The organism is Rickettsiales bacterium (genome assembly GCA_033762595.1).
Classification (GTDB): Bacteria; Pseudomonadota; Alphaproteobacteria; order Rickettsiales; family UBA8987; genus JANPLD01.
Map to the genome: position 1 here is coordinate 1 of JANRLM010000013.1, position 3737 is coordinate 3737.

Annotated in this window: 6 protein-coding genes; 4 read left to right on the forward strand and 2 right to left on the reverse strand. The window is 33.1% G+C overall.

Features of this window, described 5'->3' with window-relative positions; translation table 11 throughout:
• The coding region (locus SFT90_00830; GenBank protein ID MDX1949027.1) for a hypothetical protein at nt 1-361 on the forward strand (361 nt) is incomplete at its 5' end.
• Nucleotides 362-606: 245 nt separating this feature from the next.
• On the opposite strand, the gene SFT90_00835 is transcribed toward SFT90_00830, so the two are convergent.
• Complete coding sequence (locus tag SFT90_00835) at nt 607-990, reverse strand: hypothetical protein (GenBank protein MDX1949028.1); 384 nt, start codon at nt 988-990, stop codon at nt 607-609.
• On the reverse strand, nt 977-1537 hold the full coding sequence (locus SFT90_00840; GenBank protein MDX1949029.1) for a hypothetical protein: 561 nt from the start codon (nt 1535-1537) through the stop codon (nt 977-979). Before SFT90_00840 ends, SFT90_00835 begins: the two co-directional genes overlap by 14 nt.
• 177 nt (nt 1538-1714) lie before the next feature.
• Between SFT90_00840 and SFT90_00845 the strand changes: the two genes are divergently transcribed.
• From SFT90_00845 to sdhD, 3 genes are all read left to right on the forward strand, one after another.
• Nucleotides 1715-2692, forward strand: a complete 978-nt coding sequence (locus SFT90_00845; protein MDX1949030.1) for a ParB/RepB/Spo0J family partition protein — start codon at nt 1715-1717, stop codon at nt 2690-2692.
• Nucleotides 2693-2781: 89 nt separating this feature from the next.
• Complete coding sequence (sdhC, locus tag SFT90_00850; GenBank protein ID MDX1949031.1) at nt 2782-3171, forward strand: succinate dehydrogenase, cytochrome b556 subunit; 390 nt, start codon at nt 2782-2784, stop codon at nt 3169-3171.
• A 16-nt stretch (nt 3172-3187) separates the two neighbouring features.
• The gene (gene sdhD, locus SFT90_00855) at nt 3188-3568 is read left to right on the forward strand and encodes a succinate dehydrogenase, hydrophobic membrane anchor protein (protein MDX1949032.1); all 381 of its coding nucleotides are present in this window, start codon (nt 3188-3190) and stop codon (nt 3566-3568) included.
• The last annotated feature ends 169 nt before the right edge of the window (nt 3569-3737 follow it).

A 3737-nucleotide genomic window follows, 5' to 3' on the forward strand; every position in this document is an offset into this window, starting at 1 on the left:
CCCTCATTTAGTGTTCTTTACTAATGTTATTAACATTGATAATTTTGAAGTTAAAAAATTTGGCGAGCCACTTGAAAGTCATAATTTTTTTCCTCAGAAAACCAATGTAGAATTTGCAAAAATTATTGATAGAAAAAATATTCGTATGAGGGTTTTTGAGCGTGGCGTTGGCGAAACCCTTGCTTGTGGCACTGGTGCTTGTGCAACGGCGGTTATAGCAAATAAAAAGGGCTTAGTTGATAATGATGTAAATATTATAATGAATGGCGGAATACTGAATATAAAATATCCAAACACAAATGGTGATGTAATGATGATTGGCGAAGTTAAAGATGAGGGGAGTTTGGAGGTTGATTTGTGATATTTGAATTTAGTCTTATGTTGAGCGGAGCGAAATGATAGTGTTCAATAACCCTATACATTAACCTCTTAACAGCCAATTGTCACCACGCATTTATTGCAGGGTTAATGGTTGAAAGAATCTTTAAAACTAGGTTTTGAGCTTGTTTTATGATTAACCCCGCAATAAATGCGGGGTTAATCATATAGCAAAAACAGCAGATATTTTCTAAAATCTATGTAATGGTTTTTTATTTGAAATAACTCTTATCCGATTCCGCCAACGCTTTTGCCTGAATTTGGTTTTCCATAACCGGTATTTGGATTAGCTTCTGGATCTGCTAGAGTCATTTCCCCAAATAAAAAGCCAGACGCCATTAAACCAGAAGGTCTTGTATTTGGTTTTGCAGGTGATGCAGGTTTATTAGGTGCGGTATTTGTAACGCCAGTAAATTCTGGAGCTGGAGTTGCTGATATAACAGGTGCTTCATAAACTCGTTGAGAAACATTAGCATTATGGCTTTGTGCAACCCTTGCAAGATAAGCGTCTTTTAATCCTTTTGCAGATTCAGCAAAGCCAGCATTAGTTTCAGAGCAAGTAGAAAAAACTACTATATCGCCAGTATATGTAAATGCATTAAAGAGTCCCATATTCCCCACCTCTTTCAAATTTCACTCTTTTGTTTAGGTAATCAATATTTTCCTTAATATCTTCCTCGGTATCGCCAAATAAATTTTTATCCATCTCAACAAAATTAACAACATCTTCAGGGTTGCCATCTCTATGTCTGATGGAATATTTTAACTTTTTTGGATCAAGTAAAAAATTCTCGCAGAGCTTCTTAACATTAACTATTGTGCAAAGTGCGTCATGCAGCGTAGTTCTTTCAAATTTATCATCACCCATAATTGAGAAAAATTGCTTAGCGCCAATTTTTCTTTTGTCAGATGATCTAACGCTCAAAATTGCACTATTAGTGTAAAAATATCCCTTTGATTTATTTCTGCCAAAAAGACCAGCCTTCAAAGCATTTTTTAGCATTGGAAATTCATTTGCAACTTTAATAAAGTTAGCCTCAGGAATTACAAACAACTTAACAACCTCACCAAAAAAGCCACCTTCTTTCGTAGTACTTGTTCTAACATCTTGTAAATCAAAGGCTTTTTTAAGCAATTCTAGCATTTTATCTATGGTCATATATCTCAAAAATATATATAATTTATGCCTTGCAAGGCTAAAAAAAAACATTACTAATTAATCATAAATTATATTGTAACCAATAAAGGTTAATAAATTGTTAACATTTTAGAGTATTTTTACAATTTTGTTAATATTTTATTAAAATTTTTTTAATGTAACATCTTGGCAACAGATATGAAAAAAGTCGGTGGATTAGGCAAAGGCTTATCAGCACTCATTTCTGAGAGGAAAATTGATGTTAATTCAATTTCAGAGGCAAATGGCAAGCGAGAAGAAATACAATTAAAAGATTTATTTCCAAGTAGATTTCAACCTAGAATTGTATTTAATCAAGAAGAGTTGATAGAGTTATCGGAGTCCATTAAAAGAAATGGAGTTGTTCAGCCGATTTTAGTTAGAAAAAGGCAAGGGCAGGGCTATGAAATTATAGCTGGCGAAAGGCGTTGGCGGGCTTCAAAGCTTGCAAACCTAAATAAAATCCCTGCAATCATTCTAGAGGTTGATGATAGAGCCGCGATGGAAATTGCACTTGTGGAGAATATACAAAGGCAAAATCTTAATGCACTTGAAGAGGCTGAAGGCTATAAAAGGTTAATTAACGAATTTAATTACACGCAGGAGCAACTTGCCGATGTAGTTGGTAAAAGCAGAAGCCACATAACTAATTTACTAAGGCTTCTTAGCTTGCCTGATAATGTAAAAGAATTATTAAATTCGGGTGATATTTCAACGGGTCACGCAAGGGCAATTTTAGCTGCACCTAACCAAGAAGAGGCGGCGAATATTGTTGTGAGTAAAAATTATTCTGTGCGTCAAACTGAAAATTTAGTTAAGCGTTTAACATCGGAATCTGGTGGTTTGGTTGCTAGAAAAAAATCTTATGCAAGAAAGAAAAAAAATAATGATGTTGTGGCATTTTCAGTGATAGAAAATAATTTATCAAATGAATTCTCTCATGATAATCTTGCATCAGAAGTTAAAGAAAAAGAGCCTGAAATACTTATGATGGAAGAAGAAATCTCCCAAAAATCTGGTCTACAAGTTGAGATAAACAATCAAGATGAATCCGGTGAAGTTGTGATAAAATATTCTTCAATGGAAGAGTTGAATCGAATTTTATTCAAGCTAGAGCATGGGGTCTCTGAGGTTTAACAAAATTTATTTCCTTAATAAATAATAATTTGCAAATATTTGTGTAATTATCTATATCAATAATCAATTTTACTATAAAAAAATATTTTATGAAGAAAGAAAGGCCGATTTCTCCTCATTTACAAATTTATAAGCCTCAGATTACCTCTATGATGTCTATAACGCATAGGGCTAGTGTTGTTGCAACTTATATAATGTTAATTTTGTTTGCAATTTTTATTTTCGCTTACGCTTTTATGCCAGATTTGGAATGCTTAGGTTGGTTAATTAATAGCGATGAAGGGGTTTTATTATTAAGAGCTGTTTTAATTCCTTATACTTTTGTTCTTTTTTTCTATTTTTTTTCAGAAATTCGCCATATTTGTTGGGATTTAGGAATTGGTTTTGAGATTGAAACGGCCTATAAATCAGCTTACGCAATAATCGCTGGAACTATAATTTTTGCCAGCATCACTTGGATTATAATATTTTTAGGATAATAAAAATAAATATTTTATGAATAAAAACTCTAGAAACCCAAAATCTATAAAGGCTACAGGACAGGGGGCTGAGGCTTGGCTTAAGCACTTTAAGTCTTCAATTGCGAATTTAGCTTTGATACCTTGGCTTGTAATTTCTATGGTTCTAATAACAAAAGGTTTCTATAAAGGGGTTGATGAATGGCTAAAACAGCCATTGAATGCTCTTTTACTAGTGTTGTTTTTTGCTAATAATTTGTCTCATAGCACTCACGCTATTAAAGTTATTTTTGAAGATTACATTCACTGCGAGAAATCTAAATTAATCTTAATTACCATTATTGAATTTTTGGCAGTAGCATTATTTGTTGCAGTGATATTTGCAATAGCAAATATTTATTTTAATTTTAGTGTTTAGCCACATAAGATTGAAAATTAGAAATATAAAATACCCTCTCCCGTTTACGGGGGAGGGTTAGGGTGGGGGCTATACTTACTTAAAAAGAAATAAATATGGTTTTCTGTTTAGCCCCCCTCTTAATTTCCCCCCGTAAACAGGGGGAGAAATAAATATTAAACCCCCAACC